27 protein-coding genes and 1 pseudogene are annotated in these 19,918 nt (G+C 32.5%); 19 read left to right on the top strand and 9 right to left on the bottom strand.

The window, feature by feature from the left end; all coding sequences use genetic code 11:
• The first annotated feature begins 363 nt into the window (after positions 1 to 363).
• Together ACIP9C_RS16085 and ACIP9C_RS16080 are read left to right on the top strand one after the other, a co-directional pair.
• A complete protein-coding gene (locus ACIP9C_RS16085; RefSeq protein ID WP_401012216.1) occupies positions 364 to 1,110 on the top strand; it encodes a polysaccharide deacetylase family protein in 747 nt (248 codons plus the stop codon).
• A gap of 156 nt (positions 1,111 to 1,266) precedes the next feature.
• Entirely contained in the window at positions 1,267 to 1,836 is a 570-nt protein-coding gene (locus ACIP9C_RS16080; protein WP_401012214.1) for an isochorismatase family protein, read from the top strand.
• 52 nt (positions 1,837 to 1,888) lie between these two features.
• Here the strand turns inward: ACIP9C_RS16080 and ACIP9C_RS16075 are convergent, their stop codons facing one another.
• The 3 genes from ACIP9C_RS16075 to ACIP9C_RS16065 all read right to left on the bottom strand — a co-directional run bounded on the left by ACIP9C_RS16075 (position 1,889) and on the right by ACIP9C_RS16065 (position 3,428).
• Positions 1,889 to 2,065, bottom strand: coding sequence for an asparagine synthase (locus ACIP9C_RS16075; protein WP_172771828.1), 177 nt, complete (start codon positions 2,063 to 2,065; stop codon positions 1,889 to 1,891).
• 288 nt (positions 2,066 to 2,353) lie between these two features.
• Positions 2,354 to 2,569, bottom strand: a complete 216-nt coding sequence (locus ACIP9C_RS16070; protein ID WP_340824169.1) for a YjcZ family sporulation protein — start codon at positions 2,567 to 2,569, stop codon at positions 2,354 to 2,356.
• 394 nt (positions 2,570 to 2,963) lie between these two features.
• Positions 2,964 to 3,428 (bottom strand): GNAT family N-acetyltransferase, encoded by a 465-nt coding sequence (locus tag ACIP9C_RS16065; RefSeq protein ID WP_401012212.1) that lies wholly within the window; start codon positions 3,426 to 3,428, stop codon positions 2,964 to 2,966.
• 309 nt (positions 3,429 to 3,737) lie between these two features.
• Between ACIP9C_RS16065 and ACIP9C_RS16060 the strand changes: the two genes are divergently transcribed.
• On the top strand, positions 3,738 to 4,226 hold the full coding sequence (locus ACIP9C_RS16060) for a phage holin family protein (RefSeq protein WP_401012211.1): 489 nt from the start codon (positions 3,738 to 3,740) through the stop codon (positions 4,224 to 4,226).
• A gap of 489 nt (positions 4,227 to 4,715) precedes the next feature.
• Positions 4,716 to 5,024 carry a hypothetical protein gene (locus ACIP9C_RS16055; protein ID WP_401012209.1) on the top strand — a complete coding sequence of 103 codons (309 nt, stop codon included), beginning with the start codon at positions 4,716 to 4,718 and terminating at the stop codon, positions 5,022 to 5,024.
• Between the two features lie 172 nt (positions 5,025 to 5,196).
• Here ACIP9C_RS16055 and ACIP9C_RS16050 read toward each other — a convergent pair whose 3' ends face one another.
• Positions 5,197 to 5,391: a hypothetical protein gene (locus ACIP9C_RS16050; RefSeq protein WP_401012222.1), complete on the bottom strand. Its 195-nt coding sequence runs from the start codon at positions 5,389 to 5,391 to the stop codon at positions 5,197 to 5,199.
• On the bottom strand, positions 5,349 to 5,714 hold the full coding sequence (locus ACIP9C_RS16045) for an HXXEE domain-containing protein (RefSeq protein ID WP_401012208.1): 366 nt from the start codon (positions 5,712 to 5,714) through the stop codon (positions 5,349 to 5,351). Before ACIP9C_RS16045 ends, ACIP9C_RS16050 begins: the two co-directional genes overlap by 43 nt.
• 555 nt (positions 5,715 to 6,269) lie before the next feature.
• Between ACIP9C_RS16045 and ACIP9C_RS16040 the strand changes: the two genes are divergently transcribed.
• The 7 genes from ACIP9C_RS16040 to ACIP9C_RS16010 all read left to right on the top strand — a co-directional run bounded on the left by ACIP9C_RS16040 (position 6,270) and on the right by ACIP9C_RS16010 (position 11,439).
• A complete protein-coding gene (locus ACIP9C_RS16040) occupies positions 6,270 to 6,431 on the top strand; it encodes a hypothetical protein (protein WP_401012206.1) in 162 nt (53 codons plus the stop codon).
• Between the two features lie 248 nt (positions 6,432 to 6,679).
• On the top strand, positions 6,680 to 7,204 hold the full coding sequence (locus tag ACIP9C_RS16035) for a GNAT family N-acetyltransferase (protein ID WP_401012204.1): 525 nt from the start codon (positions 6,680 to 6,682) through the stop codon (positions 7,202 to 7,204).
• Positions 7,205 to 7,457: 253 nt separating this feature from the next.
• Complete coding sequence (locus ACIP9C_RS16030; RefSeq protein ID WP_483869673.1) at positions 7,458 to 7,742, top strand: mediterrocin family bacteriocin; 285 nt, start codon at positions 7,458 to 7,460, stop codon at positions 7,740 to 7,742.
• A gap of 86 nt (positions 7,743 to 7,828) precedes the next feature.
• Positions 7,829 to 9,769 (top strand): DUF1430 domain-containing protein, encoded by a 1,941-nt coding sequence (locus tag ACIP9C_RS16025; RefSeq protein WP_401012201.1) that lies wholly within the window; start codon positions 7,829 to 7,831, stop codon positions 9,767 to 9,769.
• On the top strand, positions 9,766 to 10,374 hold the full coding sequence (locus ACIP9C_RS16020; RefSeq protein ID WP_401012199.1) for an ATP-binding cassette domain-containing protein: 609 nt from the start codon (positions 9,766 to 9,768) through the stop codon (positions 10,372 to 10,374). The genes ACIP9C_RS16025 and ACIP9C_RS16020 overlap by 4 nt, the downstream gene beginning before the upstream one ends.
• A gap of 80 nt (positions 10,375 to 10,454) precedes the next feature.
• Entirely contained in the window at positions 10,455 to 10,814 is a 360-nt protein-coding gene (locus ACIP9C_RS16015; RefSeq protein ID WP_401012198.1) for a hypothetical protein, read from the top strand.
• Positions 10,815 to 11,112: 298 nt separating this feature from the next.
• A complete protein-coding gene (locus ACIP9C_RS16010) occupies positions 11,113 to 11,439 on the top strand; it encodes a hypothetical protein (RefSeq protein WP_401012196.1) in 327 nt (108 codons plus the stop codon).
• Between the two features lie 144 nt (positions 11,440 to 11,583).
• On the opposite strand, the gene ACIP9C_RS16005 is transcribed toward ACIP9C_RS16010, so the two are convergent.
• Complete coding sequence (locus ACIP9C_RS16005) at positions 11,584 to 12,228, bottom strand: pentapeptide repeat-containing protein (protein WP_401012195.1); 645 nt, start codon at positions 12,226 to 12,228, stop codon at positions 11,584 to 11,586.
• A 146-nt stretch (positions 12,229 to 12,374) separates the two neighbouring features.
• Between ACIP9C_RS16005 and ACIP9C_RS16000 the strand changes: the two genes are divergently transcribed.
• Both ACIP9C_RS16000 and ACIP9C_RS15995 read left to right on the top strand, forming a co-directional pair.
• The gene (locus ACIP9C_RS16000; protein ID WP_401012193.1) at positions 12,375 to 13,148 is read left to right on the top strand and encodes a class I SAM-dependent methyltransferase; all 774 of its coding nucleotides are present in this window, start codon (positions 12,375 to 12,377) and stop codon (positions 13,146 to 13,148) included.
• A gap of 26 nt (positions 13,149 to 13,174) precedes the next feature.
• Positions 13,175 to 13,621 carry an NUDIX hydrolase gene (locus ACIP9C_RS15995; protein ID WP_401012221.1) on the top strand — a complete coding sequence of 149 codons (447 nt, stop codon included), beginning with the start codon at positions 13,175 to 13,177 and terminating at the stop codon, positions 13,619 to 13,621.
• A gap of 207 nt (positions 13,622 to 13,828) precedes the next feature.
• Here ACIP9C_RS15995 and ACIP9C_RS15990 read toward each other — a convergent pair whose 3' ends face one another.
• A complete protein-coding gene (locus ACIP9C_RS15990; protein WP_401012191.1) occupies positions 13,829 to 14,374 on the bottom strand; it encodes a collagen-like protein in 546 nt (181 codons plus the stop codon).
• A 335-nt stretch (positions 14,375 to 14,709) separates the two neighbouring features.
• Between ACIP9C_RS15990 and ACIP9C_RS15985 the strand changes: the two genes are divergently transcribed.
• The 3 genes from ACIP9C_RS15985 (at position 14,710) to ACIP9C_RS15975 (ending at position 16,231) form a co-directional block, all read left to right on the top strand.
• The gene (locus ACIP9C_RS15985; protein WP_401012189.1) at positions 14,710 to 15,270 is read left to right on the top strand and encodes a GNAT family N-acetyltransferase; all 561 of its coding nucleotides are present in this window, start codon (positions 14,710 to 14,712) and stop codon (positions 15,268 to 15,270) included.
• An 85-nt stretch (positions 15,271 to 15,355) separates the two neighbouring features.
• Positions 15,356 to 15,511 (top strand): DUF6713 family protein, encoded by a 156-nt coding sequence (locus tag ACIP9C_RS15980; RefSeq protein WP_401012219.1) that lies wholly within the window; start codon positions 15,356 to 15,358, stop codon positions 15,509 to 15,511.
• Between the two features lie 87 nt (positions 15,512 to 15,598).
• The gene (locus tag ACIP9C_RS15975) at positions 15,599 to 16,231 is read left to right on the top strand and encodes a hypothetical protein (RefSeq protein ID WP_401012186.1); all 633 of its coding nucleotides are present in this window, start codon (positions 15,599 to 15,601) and stop codon (positions 16,229 to 16,231) included.
• A gap of 119 nt (positions 16,232 to 16,350) precedes the next feature.
• On the opposite strand, the gene ACIP9C_RS15970 is transcribed toward ACIP9C_RS15975, so the two are convergent.
• The gene (locus tag ACIP9C_RS15970) at positions 16,351 to 17,391 is read right to left on the bottom strand and encodes a beta-propeller fold lactonase family protein (protein ID WP_401012185.1); all 1,041 of its coding nucleotides are present in this window, start codon (positions 17,389 to 17,391) and stop codon (positions 16,351 to 16,353) included.
• Between the two features lie 203 nt (positions 17,392 to 17,594).
• Positions 17,595 to 18,116 (bottom strand): GNAT family N-acetyltransferase, encoded by a 522-nt coding sequence (locus tag ACIP9C_RS15965; protein ID WP_401012184.1) that lies wholly within the window; start codon positions 18,114 to 18,116, stop codon positions 17,595 to 17,597.
• Positions 18,117 to 18,311: 195 nt separating this feature from the next.
• Between ACIP9C_RS15965 and ACIP9C_RS15960 the strand changes: the two are divergent.
• The 3 genes and pseudogenes from ACIP9C_RS15960 to ACIP9C_RS15950 form a co-directional block, all read left to right on the top strand.
• Positions 18,312 to 18,418: pseudogene (locus ACIP9C_RS15960) on the top strand (SRPBCC domain-containing protein); the annotation flags it as partial.
• A 453-nt stretch (positions 18,419 to 18,871) separates the two neighbouring features.
• A complete protein-coding gene (locus ACIP9C_RS15955; protein ID WP_401012182.1) occupies positions 18,872 to 19,090 on the top strand; it encodes a hypothetical protein in 219 nt (72 codons plus the stop codon).
• A gap of 176 nt (positions 19,091 to 19,266) precedes the next feature.
• The coding region (locus tag ACIP9C_RS15950) for a collagen-like domain-containing protein (RefSeq protein WP_483869671.1) at positions 19,267 to 19,918 on the top strand (652 nt) is incomplete at its 3' end.

The following is a 19,918-nucleotide window of genomic DNA, read 5'->3' as shown; positions in this document are numbered from 1 at the left end:
GGCAAAATTAAAACTGAGTCCGGTACAATACCGAACTCAGTTTACCCAAGCTGCCTAAATGAAATAACCGTGTCTAACTTTTAGGGGTCACTTCATTTAAGCTCTCGAGGTATTTTGTCATTTTATAAGAAATTGCATCTTCATCTAGTTTATTCCATTTTCAAACAGAAAAAGGCTGTAGCAAAAAATGCTACAGCTTAAAAGAAAAATGTTTAGGGAGATTCATGGCTTTAAATTTATTATGGCACAGTTGTAGTCTTTTTATACTTCAGTTGACAGCTAATAATTCAAAATAAAAAGCATTTTTTAAAGAAATCAACAAATAATAAAGTACTAAATATTTTTCTCTGGGAAGTGAAGATTTTGAAGAAGTTTATGCTGTTAATTATGCCTATTTGTATTTTAGTGGTATCTGTTTTTTTTGTGAGCAAAAGTTTCTCAGCAGATAAAGGAAGGAAGTATTATGAGGAAGCAGGGCAAATATTGTGGGAAATCAAAACGAATGAAAAAATTATAGCGTTGACCTTTGATGATGGTCCTCATAAAAAATACACGCCAGAGATATTAGATATATTAGCTAAATATCAGGCAAAATCAACATTTTTTATCGTTGGGGAAAATGCAGAAAAGAACTCGGAAATTGTTCAACGAATGTATGAAGATGGGCATGAATTAGCCATTCACACATATACTCATCCGTTAAGAACGACTGTTCCAAATTTACTTAAGGAAATTAAACAAACACACGATACGATATACGGTATTACTGGATATACTCCGACTTTATTCCGTCCTGTAGAAGGACAATATACAGATGGAATGATTGAAGCAGTTGCAAAAGAAGGCTATAAAGTTGTGATGTGGTCTTGGCATCAAGATACAATGGATTGGAAAAGTCCTGGCGTTAATAAAATTGTAAATACTGTATTAAAAGGGGCTAAAGAAGGAAATATCGTTCTTTTTCATGATGGCGGAGGAGATCGGGGACAAACCGTTAAAGCTTTAGAAAAAATCCTACCTGAACTTGAAAAGCAAGGATACAAATTTGTCACGGTATCTGAATTACTTGAAGTGCAAAAGGCAAATAGAAAATTGGAAGAAAATAAATAATAGATATAAATCCAAAATTGTAAGAACTAAAAACGAACACCTCGATTAGTGGCACAATACAAGTGAGCACTTTTCGAGGTTTTACTTTTCAAGCGTCATTACTATATATTATAGTAATTAATGGAATAAATAATAAATATAGAGACGAGGGATTTAATGAAGCAAGCTTTATTAGTTATTGATGCTCAACAAGAATTAATTGATGGTAATAACGAAGAACAAGAAGTATTTAAGAAAGATAGATTAATTGAAAATATTAATTTTGTAATTCAACAAGCATTAACAGAGAATGCTGTTATTATTTTTATTAGAGATAAAGATGTTGCAAATGGACAAGGGGCTGGGTTCCAAGTTCATAATGAAATTAACATTCCAACAACTAGAGCAATATTTATAGATAAAAAAGCGACTAATGCTTTTTATCAAACTGACTTGCTGCAATATTTAAAAGATCAGAAAGTGGTTCATTTAGTCATAATGGGCTGTAAAACAGAACATTGTATCGATACAGCAGTGAGGTCAGCTACAGTGCAGTCGTTTGATGTCACACTTGTTGCAGATGGACATTCAACAACTGATTCAAAGGCACTTTCTGCAAAACAAATTATTGCGCATCACAATGAAACGCTTCACGGTCATTATAATGTTGATAATTTTGCTGTTGTCAGAAATGCCCAAGATTATGTGTTCAAACCTAACCACGATCAATATCGAACAGAGATGTAGGTATTCGAATGCCTAAAAATAAAGAAGAGCACAACAATGTGCTCTCCAATGACTAACGACGATGTTCTACAAGGTCTATTGCTCCTAACACGATATGTGCTAAACCAAATCCAAAGACTGTGTTTGCAATCATTTTGTTAGAACCACTTTTTTGCTTTAAGGCATAGCCGGCAGCCGTAACAGCAGAACCTAAAATAGTTGGGATTAAACCTTCTCGAATGTTATTCATCAACAATCCCTCCATCGTAGTTAATTGGCGTAATGACACCATTATTACTATTTACGAATATGCATGATGCTATACTTGTCTAATGTTGGTTTAGTGAAAAGGAGCATTTGCAAATGAGTAGAATGAGTATAGAAATTTTGATAAGCAACCAATGCAATTATAAAGCTGCACATTTCTATTTCCTTTAATATTTAAACACAGACATATAAAAAGGGTCACTTTGGGGAAGTGACCCTCGGAGTTAATAGGAGTTTAAAACTGGTAACACACAATCCATTACTTTGAATGTCAGTAATTGATGAACGCAGTACCGACAATAATTAAAAGAATAAAGAGTACAACAATTAACGCGAATGCTGATCCGTTGCCGTTGCCGCCACCGTAGTAATTGTCACCGGAGTTACAACCACCGCCATAGTTACAGCCTCCACCGTAACTACCGCCCATGCTATATCCACCATAAAAATTATTGTTCCAATTACCTGCATTTCCGTAGTATCCCATGAAACATTCCTCCTTCCTTCAATTTATAATATGTTCATTGTAGAAATGCGGAGGGGTATTTATCCCAATTTTCATGTTCTGTTTTAGAAATGTTTTTAGTAAAACAAAAAAGATTGTATTGAATAGGTAGAAAAAATTTGCCTAAAAAAAAGCTGTAGCGCAAAAAGACGCTACAGCTCAATATTGGTTACCTTTTTGGTTTGTCAGTACAAATAGTATAACATACTTTTTTATTTTGGCATAGGATTGCAAAGCAAAGTGGACAACTGTATAGAGTACTCGCCTTTAGTTGTATAGCAAATTGTTTAATTCGCACAATAAATGGTGTTCATGTAAAGCATGCGTCTACATTGAAATCAATATATCGTCGATAGAAAAACTGTAAGATTATAAGCTACGCCAATTCCAAACGCATTGTATGGCTCATATCTTGAAAACCTTGTTTTTCGTATAAAGTAATTGCACCCATATTTTCCGATAAAACGTTCAACTCCAAGTAATCTAACTGACGAATTTTTGCCCATTTTTTCGCTTCACATAGCAAAGCGGAACCGATACCTTGATTTTGATATTGACTTCCAACAATAATATCTACGATAAAAGCGTAATTATGTTCAACTATACAAGTATATGGTGGAGTCGTAGCTTCTTGTATAAGCAAAAAGCCTACTGTTCGGTTATCTATATCCGCTATTAAAATATCTGAATCTTTATTAGTAATCGTATTCTGTATAAATGTCACATCTTGTTTTGCAGGTTTTATATACTTTGGTTGTAAGTTGGACATTTCAGTAAATAGCTCTTGATATAAGCATTCAATTTCATAAATTTCGTTCAATGTAGCGATTTTTATTTTCACTTTAAAGCCTCCATTACATTTATTTTGAGTCTGCCTTTAACTTACTAATATTTTACAACATTACAATGTTTTAATACATAGATTGTATTTTCTCGTGTAATAAAGTGCTTTCAATATAAACAAGGGAAGAGAAATCGCTAGCGGCTAGAAGAGGAGAGGTACATCTAATTATTTTCTAGAAGATAGATTACTGATCATAAAATATTTTTTTATGTTCGTTTTTCTGTATTTTTGTTAACGTTCATCGATTACGCAATTGAATATGCTAGAAATGGAGGCTGTTATTGACTAAATCAAACGATGTACTTTATGAAAATTAAAGTATGTTTGTGCCTTCAGCTATCACCTGTGTGGGTTTTAAATAATGAGGAAGTAGGTGATATTCTGGAAACAAATACGCTTTGGTCATCGTTGGTAGGTGGTATGACTGCATTAATTGCATATCTAATTGGCGGTGTAGATGAATTGGTAACATCTTTAACAATCTTAATGGCTATCGATTTGACATTAGGAGTAATGGTTGGTTGGATTATAAAAGATATTGATTCTCGTAAAACGTTTAAAGGGCTTTTGAAAAAAACAGCCATGATTTTAATGGTCATAGCAGCTGTGCAATTGGACAATGCTACAGAAAGCGGAGATTTTATGCGTAATGCTATGATTTTATTTTTAATAGGAATGGAAGGTATTAGCATTATCGAAAACTTAGGTAAGTTAGGAATTCGTGTCCCGAAGTTTTTAGCTAATGCTTTTGCACAGCTAAAAAAGGATAACGATGATAAAAAGGATGATGAATAGTAACTGTAAAGTAAAGTTGCGAATCCACAATAAAGATAACCCACACAGGAAATGGCAACATTTTATTAAACAAGACCAGAGCAAATGGAATAATAGTCAACACCTCTCACCCTTAGGGAAGAATTAATTTGATGCAACCTTAACATGAGGTGAAAATAATTCCTCAAGTCGGTGACATAGTGGGTATCTTTACACCATTATGGTGATTTACTTTTTAAAGAAATAGATTAGTGAAAAATGCAAGATGGACAAGTAAATATTGATAAAAATAAAAAAAGAGTCACATCTAACTAGGTGTGGCTTTTTATGATGCATTTAATGATTATAGATGAAGGAAAGTTGATGATGTAGATAATCTGAAATGGCAATTTTTAAAAATCGGGGAACATTGATGACGAAAGAGGAGTTACCAAAAAAACTGCTTACTGATGATGTCCTGATTTTTTACATCAACAAGCCTACTCAAGCTTATAAGGAAGAGGTGGTACTATGCAATTGACTGACGGATCCTGGATATTTGAAACTGAAGAGATAGACGCAGCTGTCATGAACTTAGAACGAGAAGGTTATGAGAGAGAGATGCTGAATGCATTTGCTCGTTATGCATACTTACGCTATAAGCAAATAAGAGATTATGTCAATCCACGAAAGTGTAAATACATGCTAATTGATAAAGTGCGAGAACAATTAAAGTCACCTGCCAAACTACGAAGAGTTTGTAGCTTAGTAGAGATGACGGAAGAGGAAGTGCAATACATTATTACATTTGTCAAAAAGCATTTGAAATATGTAAAATAGACAAATTCATTAAATATGCTACAGAATAACAGCTTTGCTTCGTTAGTGGACGCTTACAGCAAAACTAAAACGATTTTCCTAAAAGAATGGAATTATTGTATCTAAGTACAAGCGATCCGAGTAAAAAGTAAAAAGAAAGTGAGAAACAAAAGACTTTGCGTAAGTTAAAATTTTAAATAACCTTTCTACCTATCCAGTGGGCTGTTAAAACAATAGGGAAAAATAAAAGCCCAAAAGGTAAACTAATCAAAATCATTTTCCAAGTAATGATTCCCTGAAAAAATAACGATTTATATAAAATAACGCTGTATGGAATAATAATAATTAACGATGTAACACTACCAGGGGTAATAGAGCGAAAAAAGATTGTTTGCCCAATGTGAGTAAATGCATGGATAAAAAATACTGATGAAACAACATCGTTAAGCCATTATATAAATATAGATTAGCAGCAACAGTAGCTCCACTGACAAATAAAAAAACAATGATGACTGCTACTGCAAATTGAGCAGTAGTCATGGAAAATTGTTTTACTATTCGATCTGCTAATTTTGGTGGCAATTGTTTATATAACTTGTTTTGATTGTTATGTAACCATTTTTCAACCATTATAATCTCTTCAAAATCGTGAACAATGAAAATAATAGGAAATAACCATATTAGTGTTTGAATGTTTAGCCAAAATTCCATATTGCAACGCCACTTTCTTTTAAATTTGTTTTAGTAAATTAAATAGGGTCACTGGACCAGAGTGACCCTAACCAACAAATCAGGAGGTGCAAAGCTAAATTAGCTTTACACTACTATTACTATGTCGAAATAGTTATAATAGCTAGCTATTAGCCTGTAAACTAGATAAAAAATAATTGTTTTTTTACTTGAAAATATCCTCTTAGCTTCTTCCTCATTAATTCATTCATTCTAATTATAACAATTAACGGATGTTTATCTAATAATTTTTATGATTGCTTGTAGATGAAATAGTAATGAAGAAAATCTGCTTGTTTTATATAACGAATTGCCTTCAACAAATTCCATTCGTTATGACTCCAAATAATATAGTTCATCAGTCACTCAAGTGAATAAGTACGTTTGATAGGAAAATAGTATAATAGACGAGTTGTATAATAAGCCTATGTTCTTGTGATATTGTCGAACTTAATAATCAAATTTACCATTCATGATTGTCAGAAAATATCAATATAGCATATAATAAATAAAAAATATAAAATAAGAGGTGAACTTATGGGGAAACCAGTAGATTACAATCTATTTCCGGCCTATCAAAACACACTTGATGACAGACTTAATGAGCGAAAAGAAGAATATATAGAAGAGTTAGAAAAAGCAAAAATCGGTGGATATCTTCTAGACTTTGACAAAATATCTGAAGTAGTTCCTCAATAAATAGAAAGCATCTCACTTTGAGTGAGATGCTATTTTTATTAAAACCAACGTAGGAGAGTGCTGTTTCGTATTAAACATAATTTCCTTCATCAATAGCATAGATAATACATTTATTTGTTTCCAATATTAAAAATTTCATATTACTTAGTGATGTTCGATTTTGCACTACAGAAGAAAATAAGTAATGTAAATATAAAGCTATTGTTATAGAATGGTAAAAATACTATTTTCGAAAGTAGCGTGAAGAAATGTTTCCAATATTAAATACTGATCGTTTAGTGTTAAGAGAACTGACAGATAAAGATGCGCAAGCGATATTAAATTGCTTCTCAAATCCAGACGTTTTACGTCACTATGGACAAAAGCCATTAACAAGCATCGAACAAGTGAAACATATCATCCAAAATTTCTCTAATAATTTCAATGATAAACGAGGCATTAAATGGGGAATTGAAGTGCAAGGGCAAGAGGGGATTATCGGGACTATTGGTTTTCAAGAGTGGTCCACAGAGCATAAAAAAGCTGATATTAGTTACGCACTATTTCCCGAAAGTTGGGGAAAGGGCTATGCAAAGGAAGCTGTAGAAAAAGTTATATCATATGGTTTTCAGGAGATGGATTTAGTGCGTATCGGAGCCATTGTGTTTACTGAAAATGATGCATCCAACAAGCTATTAAAAAAATTAGGGTTTGAAAAAGAAGGGGTTTTAAGAAACTTTATGCATCAGAATGATATGCCATATGATACGAATATTTATTCTTTATTGAAGTAAATACTATTATAGAACTCAATGTAACGACCAGCCAAGCGAATAAACGAGCTGGTCTTTTCTTATTCTATTAATTATTAATTTAGACGCTATAATAAATCTGAAAATTCAGTAAACCATATTGATTTTTATATTTTGATAGTATATAATATTCGCAAAAAATTAAGAAAGGAGACGTAGTTTATGTTTAAGAGAAGAGTGAAAAATTTATCCGTAGGTTTAGTTATGGTCAGTGCAATGTTTTTAGCAGTAGTTCCTGTTTCCGCTGCTACAATTAGAAGCTACGTATAGCGAAAACTTTGTTAAAGCTTGGGAACGGTATGCTACAGGATCAGATGGATTAGCTAACATAATGTATGGTTATAACACACGCTTTATTAATGAAGATTATGTATGGGCAAACCATGCAACGAAAGAACATTATGCCTCCTTATATAATGGTGATTGGCATACAGGTCCAAGTCGTGATGCTTCAAGACTATCAAAAGTAGAAGTACGTCATGGAAATACTAATACTTATATATATCGTTGTAATTGGTAATCTAGTTGAACTACAAAAGCGGGTTAACACTAGGTTAACTCGCTTTTGCTGCTAAAAGTATTCTAATTCATAACAGGGTGATTGCAGTGAAAAAAGCAAAGTATATTCTTAGCGTAATACTATTTAGTATAGGGTTTACTTTTATCGGAGAGACATATGTCTGGCATTTAGTTAGCTTTGATACGAAATATGATTACGTTACGATGTATAAAAATGGAGTAATGTCTATCCATATTCCTCAAGATGAGATGTTAAAGGATATTACAACAGCAGCTAAGGAAGAGAATTTAGAGGTTTTTGTGGTAGATAGAAAAATTTCCACTGTTTATTCTGAAAATATAAAGATATATGCGACAGAAGGAACCGCAAACTATTTAAAGGAAAATTCCTCAGTACAACCAGGTCACTATCAAAGCATCTTTTTAGGGGATATCGAATTTGAGGTATTGCCAATCGCCGCTATTCCAGATGTCAATAAGTTTGAAAAATATTATTTGATTGGGGATAAAGAAAACCAGACTCGTTTTAAGCAAAAACTGATTGATAAGTATGCAGGAAAGTTTCCGCAGGAGGGATATAGTGCCTTTAATAGTGCCTTCAATATTAGCATTACTTGGGTTATTATATTAGGTCTTTTACTTTTAATAACTTTCTACGAAGTGGCTCAAATGAGGAAAGAAGTAGCGATAAGAGTTATTTCTGGAGAAAGACTGCAACATATTGTTTTTCGAAATATCATCGCAGACACATTGTTTTTTATTTCCACGTTTTTAGTGCTAATACTATTATTTTTACAGTTTACGACCGCAAGTTATCATTTTAGTATTGCCCTTTTATTAGTTGCAATTTTTGTTGTAATCAACGCATCTATCTTTTTCACACTTTTTTTAGGTGATTATAAAAAAGATATGAAATCCAAAGATAGTGTCAAAAAAGTTTTGCAGTTCAGTTATGTATACAAAATTATTACTATTTGTATAACGGTGATACTGGCTGCGGGATGTCTAACGGTAATTGATGAAGGGCTAAAATTTTATAAACAAAAACCTTTTTTTGAAAATGCTAAAGATTATTCTTATGTAAATATAAATGTTGAAGACGGTGAAGTGACACAACAATTAAGGTTTGATTTTTATAAAGAGAATCTTGCAATGAATAACACCCTTTCTTTAGTAGATTTACAAACTAAAGACTTAGGTTCTCCATTTGTTTATGCTGATAGCGGTACCCTTGAGTATTTACATGATAAAATAAGCGAATTTAATACTGCTTCGCTCGAACAAAAAGTGTATTTTTTAGTTCCAGAAAAATATAATTCTAAAAGTGTTCAAACGGAAATGATAAAAATATGGGAAACGTACTATCCACACCCTTATGAATTTAATATTATTGCCTATCAAAAACAACTAGATATTATAGCAATAGATAAAGGTTTTAATATTAGTAGTAAGATGGTGAAGAATCCAATCATTTTATTAAACAATATGGACACAAATGCGCTTAACCCTTACTGGAATGTTTTTATATTTGGAACATCCATGTATAAAATTCAAGACTATGAGTGGGAACAATTTATAGAGAAAAACCATTTAGATTTATCGAAAGCAAATAATTTCAAGACAAATGTATTTGAACATTATCTTCATCAATGGAACATTTATAAAAAAGGGATAGTAATAGGTTCCGTTTTACTCACAATTTTATTAATCTTAGAAGCCATCATTATTAAAACCATTTTAAACTACGAATATAGTATCAATGCGGTTGAAATTGCATTGAAAAAAATAATGGGCTATGGCTTATTTGAAAGATATAAAAAATTATTTTTAACAACTATTATTTTTGGTGGTATTGCAGGAATGGTTGCTTTTATAATAGGGCATTTCCTTGAGTGGAGTTCGGAACTATACTTAATCACTGGTGGGTTTTCAGTTGTGTTATTAGAACTTTGCTTTGTTTTCTATTACATAAGAATAACAGAAAATAGAAGCATACAATCAATTCTTAAAGGTGGATCCGTTAAATGATAGAAATTAAGAACTTAAGTAAATCCTTTGGAAATCGAGAATTATTTAAAGATTTTAGTTTAACTATTCAAGATGGAGAGTTTATTGTATTTTCGGGGCCAAGTGGATGTGGTAAAACAACACTTTTAAATATGATTGGTGCGATTGAACAGATAGATAGTGGCGAAATTTTAGTTGAAAAGATGGATATAAGTCAAAAAAAAAATCAGTTGAATTATTTTGGCAATAAGGTGGGATTTCTTTTTCAGAACTTTGCTTTAATTGAAGATAAAACCGTAAGCTATAATTTAAAAATGATTAAACAAAAGAATCGCTCCAATATTAGTTTAGAAGAAGCGTTGAAGTCTGTAGGGTTATTAAATAAAATAAATGATAAGATTTATACGCTATCTGGTGGGGAGCAGCAAAGAATTGCCCTAGCGCGATTAATGATAAAAAAATGCGATATTATTTTGGCAGATGAACCGACAGGCTCATTAGATAAAGCAAATGCAGACGTAGTAATGAGTATATTAAAAAACATGAATGAAGATGGAAAGACGATTATTTTAGTTACGCACGATGAAGACATTAAAAAAAGAGGAGAGCGGATTGTTGAAATATGAGAAAAAAGAAAAAAATGATCATCATTTTAGCAACTATATTTTCTATGTTTATTGTCTACAATTTATTGTGGTATGCCTGGATGAATGTTAAGTATTCTAAATATACAGGAGACTTAGAGGAATTTATACCAAATCGTAGTTATGTATTATCGCAAAATGCTTATCTTTATAATGTGAAATTTCCAGATTATTTATCGTTAGTGGGCAATTTAGCTGTTTCAACAGAAGATAATAAATATGCATTAATCATATGGCCATCATTCATAGGAGATAATCAATATGGTATTCAAATTACAGATGAAAATAAGCAAACTTACTCTATTATGATTAAAAGGGATCTAAGCGTTATCGATGATGTTCATGAAGAAATAATTGACAATAACAAAGAACAGGTTGAAACATTATTTAAAAAAGCGCAAGATATGTGGGGGGAAATATAATTTATATAAGATTAGGGGATGGCTTTGCTAGTAGCAGAACAAGGTTATATAAACTTACAGACACTGAGCGCTTCAAAATAATATAAAAACTCGCATTTTGATTATTTGATGGCAAATTGCGAGTTTTTCTTTGTAAAATCATAAAGCCATTTTTTAGTAACATTGCAGTAGGCAAAGTTTAGCTTATACATTAATTTATTTTTTAAAGGAAAATTATACATGTAAATCTAGTAGGGATTTTTGATTTACTCTATAATTTCCTTAAACCTCATTTTAAAATGAAAAAAGGGGAAGTGTGATGCAAATTGTAGAGATCAAATTGAGAATAAAAAATGAACCATCTACATTTATATCTTATTTGGAAAAACTCATTAAAACAATCAAATTTGATGATGGTGAAGTGTTGGGAATTGCAGTACTACTCATTAAATACGGACCTGATAAATTGTCAGATGAACAATGGGCTTTCTTTCTAGGGAATGGTATATTATATGATAAATATATTGATAAATGTGATAGATGTTCTGAACAAATGCCATGGTCTAATATGTATAGTGCTATTTTTATTCATAAAGATTTTCTTTGTGCTAATTGTCGATACATGGAAAATAAAATAAAAGCCTAATACATAAACTTTTAATAGTGTTAGTTTTCCTATCGATGAAAAAACCAAGTAGCAATTGAACTAGGAAGAAGGCAAGATGTTTGTTATTTTCATATTACCTATTCGAATCCTACTTGGATTAAATAATCCAGAGTCTAGCAATTTCTATACTACTTTTATGCCTAACAATGAAGCAAACCCAACAGCTTGTTCAGAAGATACTTCACAACCTTTCAAACTTTCCAACGTAACATTCAACCTTTCAAATCTACATGTGCTAATATCAATTCCTTTTAATGATGTTTGAGAAAAATCAACATCATTAAGATCACATTCATTAAATAAGACCTTATTAAATTTGCATTCAAAATAATTGGCACCTTGTAGTGTTGAATTATTAAAAATGACCTGTTTTAAACGAGTTTCTGAGAAGTCACATAAATTCGCTATACAATTTTCAAAAGATACATTTCCTAAATTAGCTTCTGCTAAATTCAAACCTAATAATTTACAGTTTTCAAATTTGACTCTGTGAATTAGTCCTTCACTAAAGCTCGCATTCGATAAATCACAGCTTTCAAAAATTACATCGGTCAAATCAATTTTTCTAAAAGTTACATCTATGAATCTTACATTTTTAAAAAGTACTTTTGATAGTATAAGTCTTTCAATACACTCATTATCAATGACGGTGTTAGAGATTACACAATTTGATAAGTACGAATCTTCTTCATAAAAAATATCTTGAAAATTTGCTTTTTCTAAAGTTAAAGGTAATTTAGGTGATTCCATTTTAAATAATTTTGCCACAATAGCACACCTTTCAAATGTAATTATTAATATAGAATAATAAAAAATACATTATTATATAAGACTTTATTTTTTAGTGATAGTGTGGACAAGCAAATCTGACATACCAGAATTTGTTCAAGAAATACAATTAAGGGGGCTTTATATTGAAAGATTCAGTTTTAAAATTTTACGATGCAATTGCAGAAGATTATCATCTTATATTTGTTGATTGGCATTTAGCAATTGCACGTCAAAGCGAAATTCTAAATAATATTATCCAATCAAAGTTAGGCTTGTCTTCCACACATAACATTTCAATTTTAGATTGCTCATGTGGCATTGGTACACAAGCAATCGGGTTAGCAAAACACGGGTATGATGTAAGTGCTACTGACATAAGTGCTGTATCTGTCAAGAGAGCCGAAAAAGAAGCAGAAAGTTATGGGGTAAAAATAAACTTTGGAGTGGCAGATTTTCGATCGTTAGAAACAGATGTAACTGGATTATTTAATATAGTCCTGTCTGCGGATAATGCTATTCCACATTTAATTACGGATGAAGATTTGTACAAAGCTTTTCAAAATATGCACGCCAAGCTACAGTATAATGGTTTACTTTTAGTTACTATAAGAGATTACGATGCCATGGTAAAAGAGAAGTTAACAACTACACAGCCAAAGGTTTTCGATGATGGGAAGAGAATTGCTTTTCAGGTTTATGATTGGGCGGGAGATGGAAAAACGTATACAGTAAATCAATTTATTATGCTAGAAATTAACGGTGAATGGAAAACTACACATAATAGAACAGAATACAGAGCATTGTTGCGCGAAGAAATTAATAAAGTATTGAAAGCAACTGGTTTCGTAGATGTTGAGTGGCATTTCCCTGTGAATACAGGTTATTACCAACCTATATTGACTGCTTGTAAAAATTAAGACGAATACTGAGGCGGTGATTGATTATAGCTGAATATATAAAAGAAATTAGAGGGTTTGTTGGGACTAGACCATTAATATTAGTAGGTTCTACTATCATTGCTTTAAATAGCAATAACGAGATATTACTTCAACATCGGTCAGATACTGAAGAATGGGGACTGCCTGGTGGGGCAATGGAAATAGGAGAAAGTCTAGAGCAAACGGCTGCAAGAGAATTATTTGAAGAGACTGGTTTAAGTGCTAATCATTTTACATTTCTTGAATTGTTATCTGGACCACAACTTTACTTTAAGTATCCTAATGGTGATGAAGTATATAACGTAATTAGTGTTTTTCTTGCAGAAGAGACCTATGGCGAAATAGTAATGTCAGATGGGGAAAGTTTAGATTTAAAATATTTTTCAGCGAAAGATTTGCCTTCTAACATTGATGAAAGAGCTCAATTGATTATTAATAAACATTTTTTATAGTGGGGCAGCGAAACATTGTGGAATGACCAGAAATATGCGGAAATAAAATAAAGAAGTTAATGTTCGGGGCCTCTAACGAAAAAGAGGGGTATTGCAAAATGTCTGCATAAATATAAAAAAAGGAGTAACTCCTGTGCAAAAGGTTAATCACTCCTAATACGAAATCTATTCTTTTAAAATTATAGGACAAACAGAATCTTTATATCTCTAGACAATTGGACTTAATAATTTAAGGATAATAGAAGCGTTTACGTTTATTTGTGTGCCTCCCGCCAACGTTTGCAGGGTAACTGCTGCGGCAGATGAATGATTTCTAAGTGTAAGAATACCTCCGGAAGCTATAGAAATTAGTGCCTGACCAGTGTTTTGCTGAGTGCCAGCTCCTGAACCATAGACTGCTTGAGGAACAGGTGCCCCATTTAAAAATAGTGTGAATTGGTTAGGTTCGACACCTGATACGATGAAAGTAACTTCGTAGACCCCTGGAGTGGTAACAAAAATTTGAGAGGTTCCCGGAACGTGCGTAATTCCAGGTGTCACTAAGCCTGTTGAATCGAAAATAATATCTGCCTCTATAGCGACAACTCCCGCACTTAGATTGTATATATATCCGTATTCACATAAACCGTTACAAGGGGTAGGTGGTGTTACTGGAGTGACACCAGTAATGCCACAGAGTTCTACGGCAGTGAATGGCCTTTTTTGTTGTCCACATAAACAGGACCGTTTATTACAGTTATTACAATTATCCATATTTCCACCTCCATTTGTAGTATTTTATTCGTTTTAAAAATGAAGTAAAGGGCAAATGGCTGCAATGGATAAAAATTAAAACTTCATTTTAAAGTATTTAATCATTGTTGATGAGGATTTTTACAGTTGCTGAGACTATTAATGTGAGTGGACAGAACATGTAGACATTGGGAAATACCCTATGTTTTTTATAATTAGTTAAATTCTAGAACAAAACCAATTCAGTGTAATAGCTGGATGTTCGTTTGTCGTGTTCGAAATTTTGAATTAATTTTTAAGGTATATGTTACTATTATGGCAAGAGTTGTTCATTTAAAGTAAAAGAGGGTGGTAATGTGGATTTTGATTTTACATTTACTAATTTTCCGAGGTTTGAAACTGAACGTTTTATCTTACGTAAAGCGGTAGAAAAGGATTGTCATGATATTTTTGTTTTGTATTCAAATGAGCAAGTGACTAGATATACTCCGTTAACACCATTTAAGTCTATTAATGATGCGAAAAATGAGTTGAATTGGTATGATACGATTTTAAGAGAACAGACTGGTTTTAGATGGGTAATTGAAGAAGCGGAGTCTAAAAAAGTAATTGGTACTTGTGGGTTTTTGAATTATAAAAAAGAACATAATCGTATTGAAATTGGATATGATTTAAATCCAAGCTATTGGGGGAAGGGTGTTATGAAAGAGGCGATAAGTTGTATTATTTCTTTTGCCTTTTTGACAATGAAAATGAATAAAATCGAAGCGAAAGTCGAGCCAGAAAATCAATCATCAATTAGATTGTTAGAAAAATTAAATTTTTATAAAGAAGGAGTTTTAAGACAACATGAATTTGAGAATGGAAAATATGTTGATCTTGCTATTTTTTCTATATTAAGAAGGGAATTTGAGTAAAATTCCGTCTAAAAAATGTTTCCCTAGCATAAAACTGTGAATTTTTTTTATCCATTCCTTACTTTTCAGTTAGTTTCAAAAAGTTATTTTTTGGGTCCTTGTTCCATTCTTTATCATTCATGCAATCCTGCACTTATTTTTTGAACGGCACCCTCGAAACGAGTTTAAAAATTCGTTTTCAAGATCAATTATTTATTCAATGGGGATTCTTGCTGTAATTCATTTATTATTATTAAATTAGAGTTAAGTCATATCTAATAAGATGTGGCTTTTTTATCTGGTCGAACATCTCCAAATTATGTATATTTATGTAAAGGAGGAATTAAAATTGAAGAAAAGATTAATAGTACCATTTTTATTATTGCTAGGTATGCTTTTAGCAGCATGTAGTCAAGATAAGGAAAAAGAGGGTGGGACTGAAAAAGAAGTGACTGCTGAAAACGCAACTGAAAATACAACTGATGGAGAGCCACTAAAAGTGGATAAAGGGGTTTTAAATGTAGAAGTAACCATACCAGGTTCTTTTTTTGAAGGTCAAGATATTGAAAAAGTTATAGCTGAAGCAAAAAATGATGGAATCAAGGAAGTTATAAAAAATGAAGATGGTTCTATTACTTATAAAATGTCTAAAGCAGAGCACAAAAAAATGATGAAAGAATTAGAAGAGGGGATTATTCAATCAGTAGAGGAGATTAAAACGAGTGAAGATTTTACCTCTATTAAAGATGTAAGTTATAATAAAACATTTTCAGAATTTACATTGTCGGTAAACAAAGAAGAATTTGAAAACAGCCTTGATACGATTGCTTCTTTTGGACTCGCAATTACAGGTATGTATTATCAGTTATTTAATGGTGTAGCTCCAGAAAAATATAAGGTGACAGTCATTTTCAAAAATGAATCGAATGGTGAAGTAATTAATACGATTGTTTATCCAGATGATTTAAACGAGAAAAATTAAAATATTGGTAAAGCACATAATTACAAATATCAACCAGAATGAATTCTACGTTTGTAGAATTATTCTGGTTTTATTTTGTTGAACCAAATGCTTTTCCAATTACTGCGAATAGCGAATGTTTAGTTTGAATTACAGATGGTTCCCGTTTTTATGCCAGTAGGACCATTAAATCCTGGTATTGTATCAACTACCGTATTTGTTGCAATTGCTATTACTGACACAGTATTGTCAGCTTGATTTGTAACATAAGCAAATTTTCCATCTGGCAAGATTGTGACTTGGTCTGGAGATAATCCTACAGGAATTGTTGCAATTACTAGATTTGTAGCGGTACTTATGACTGATACAGTATTACTACCTTTGTTTACAATGTAAATAAGTGTGCCATCAGGAGTTATTGCTGATCCAACAGGGCCTGTTCCAACCGGTATTGTATCAACTACCGTATTAGTTGCTGCATTAATTACTGAAACAGTGCTACTATTTTCATTTGTAACATAAGCAAATTGGCCATTAGGTGTGAAAACGATTGATCTAGGGCGAATTCCAACCGGGATTGTATCTACCACAGTATTAGTAGTGGTATTAATAACTGATACTGCATTTGAATTTTCATCTGCCACGTAGGCAAATGCACCATTTGGCGTAAACGCAATACCTTGAGGTTGAAGCCCTACTGGAATTGTCGCGGTTACAGTATTAGTCGCTGTATTTATGACAGATACAGTGTTTGATCCGTGATTAGATACATATGCAAGTGTTCCATTTGGTGAAATCGCCACACCAAGCGGATTAACTCCAACCGGTATAGTAGCAACTACCATATTTGTTGCAGTATTAAAAACTGTTACATTATTTGAAAAGAGTGCAGGAACATAACCGAATTCGCCATTTGGTGAAATCGAGACTTCGAGAGGAGCACTTCCTACTGGAATGTTAGCGACAATAGTATTAGTTGCTGTATCGATTACTGACACTCTATTATCGGGAGTTTCTAATTGACCAGCGTCTGTAACATATACAAGATAGTTACAGCTTGGTTGTACAGGTAAATATGGTGGTTTACAACTACAATTACAACAAAAACCGCAACAGTGACAATGACAACTAGGATTTGTTTTAAACTTGAACTTTTTAAAATTGTTAGGTTCTTTATTCACACTGAACCTCCTTCTAATCGTATATGATTAGAGTATGTAAACTAAACTATTCCTTGTATGTTGTCCTATACAAAATATTTCTTATATGTGGAAAGTCTGTATTTTTACTGATGTTTCTAAAATTGATTTATTTTTAAATCGTTAGGGCTTTCAAGAGAAGGTGGAGGGGACTCTTATCCTGAATAGGAAGGTGCCTAGAAAAATTAGATTTTATTGATTGTCATTTCCATTAAATAATTATTTTCATTATTAATTATTTTTACCTTCGAAAATCCGCATTTTTCATAACATCGAATTGCTCTTTCATTCGAAATTTCAGGGTCTAAAATTATTATTTCGACGTCAGTCGTTTTAATAATAAAGTCAATAAATTTACTAACCATTGTTGTCCCATAGCCTTTATTAAACAGATTAGGATTACCGATAAATTGGTCTATTCCATAAATTACTTGATTTTCGAGATAACCGAAATCTTTTTGCTCATGTACTTGGATTGGATAGTGTTGCATATATCCTATTGCTAAATCGTCTAACTCAACAATAAAAGGAGAAACGGTGCATTCACCACGTATTCTTGGTTCATACTTTTTCCTAACTTCTTCAATTGTATATGGTGAATTAATATCTCCATAAAACTCTAAAACTTCTTTTGTCCTTAACCATTTAGTCATTAAACCATAATCATTAACTGTCATTTTCCTTATGTTTATTTTGTTTGTAATCAAGATTTGTTTCCTCCTTTAAATTTTTGGTATTAAAATTAAACCACTACATAATAATTTTGTAATTTTATTAGCATGGAGTTTTGGATTATTATACCATGTGGTTTTATGAATAAAATCTATCCCGTATTGTCAACTCAGTGTGTAATGGAAGAAAGATTCCACAATTTGAATGCATTTTTAAGGACTTTCCACGTTGAATATGTTTCAACTGATGCCCTTAAGTCTGTCATGAAATGGGCATGTTGCAAGGCATTACAGAAACTTGGGATCGTTTAAGCAAGCATTTGGAGTTGCTAAAGTAGATTGTCAGGATGGTCGTCAAATATCACGCAGTAAAATTTTTTTATTGGGTTACTGAGGTACGATAATATGAAGAAATTAAGTATTGAATATAGATATTCTAATAAAATTAACTACGTAACCTCACTATTTTAGTGAGGTATTTTTGTGCATAGCTTTTATTGCTTAAACTGAATTGACTTTATTAACACAAAGGGATGACAGACATTGCTAAGTGAAATCGCAAGGGGTTTTTGGCATTATTAAGCAACTTCAATTTTAATTTGGGAAGCATTTGTCAGTGTAGGGCTAGTAAATTTTGGGTAAATTGTAGGTTGAACTTTCCAACAAGAATTGTCAAAATAAAATTTAGTAAATAGTTTTCATGGTAACTTCTTTACCGATTAGTATGACGTATACATTTATAAAATAATTACTTTTAATAAATCTTTTGCTTAGAAATAAGGGGGATGAAGATGGAAAATGTGAATATTTATGATATTATTGGCGTTTCGATTGACCCTATATATGAGGCACTGAATCGGCTTTGTGAAAATGAAGAAATCCTTATCGGTAAATATACCATTCGAAAAACAAATAAATTTTACGAAATTGAAAATAAAAATTTGCATGAATGCTTCAAAGAAAAAGAAAATTGCTATCAATTTTTAAGCAATTTGCTCATGGCAAAATGATATAGCTATGTATGTAACTTTAGCATTAAAATAACAAAAATTTCTTTTAAATTATAAATGAGCCCCAGAAAAGGGAGATTGTTTAAGTAGCTTCATTTCACTAACTTCACTTAGGTATATTGTCTATTTGGCTAAATCTTTAAAGAATACATTAAAATGAGACAGGAGGTGATCTAATGTCGTGTAGTTATTATCTAAGAAGAATAACTAACGATAGTGAATATTCCATTTTAGATTCAAAAGGCGTTAACCAATATAGATTTAAATGTAATGAGGATGGTTGTTATAATTACCCTTATACTTCTAAAAATTTCACAGGAGTGACTGGTCCGACTGGGGCAACAGGTCCACAGGGAACACCGGGAGCAATGGGTCCCCAAGGAATCCAAGGAGTAACAGGAGCAACGGGTCCCCAAGGAATCCAAGGCATACAAGGAGAAAACGGTGCACAAGGAATTCAAGGGGAAACCGGAGCAACGGGGATACAAGGAATTCAGGGTGAAACCGGAGCAACGGGTGTACAAGGAATTCAGGGTGAAACTGGAGCAACAGGTCCCCAAGGAGTCCAAGGCATACAAGGAGAAAACGGTGCACAAGGAATTCAAGGGGAAACCGGAGCAACGGGTGTACAAGGAATTCAGGGTGAAACCGGAGCAACGGGTGTACAAGGAATTCAGGGTGAAACTGGAGCAACGGGTCCCCAAGGAATCCAAGGCATACAAGGAGAAACCGGTGCACAAGGAATTCAAGGCATACAAGGAGAAACCGGAGCAACGGGCCCCCAAGGAATCCAAGGTGTAACAGGAGCAACAGGTCCCGAAGGAGTCC

The sequence above is a fragment of the Lysinibacillus sp. NPDC093210 genome (assembly GCF_044753985.1).
Lineage (GTDB): Bacteria > Bacillota > Bacilli > Bacillales_A > Planococcaceae > Lysinibacillus.
The sequence above is the reverse complement of the archived record's forward strand: the minus strand, read 5'-3'. Positions and strand labels throughout refer to the sequence as shown.